The sequence below is a fragment of the Mycobacterium sp. NGS51 genome (assembly GCF_059812525.1).
Genome location: NZ_JCALCV010000072.1, coordinates 1 through 217 on the forward strand (window position 1 = coordinate 1; position 217 = coordinate 217).

Annotated in this window: 1 protein-coding gene; it reads right to left on the reverse strand. The window is 66.8% G+C overall.

Annotation, left to right across the window (positions count from 1 at the left end):
• The coding region (locus tag AC5Y5W_RS25015) for a condensation domain-containing protein (RefSeq protein WP_500022667.1) at positions 1–217 on the reverse strand (217 nt) is incomplete at both ends.

Below are 217 nucleotides of genomic sequence, written 5' to 3' on the forward strand. Positions count from 1 at the left end.
CACATCGCCCAGCGCCGCACCCAACGCCTCCACATCCAATGCCCCACTGATCCGCAGCGCCGTCGGCATGTTGTGCACCGGCGAGGGCCCCTGCAACTGATCCAAGAACCACAACCGCTGCTGGGCAAACGACAACGGCACCACCGCGGGCCGCTCACCAGCCACCAACGGCGCCAACCCATCTCCACCAACGCCGATACGCGATGCCAACTGGGCC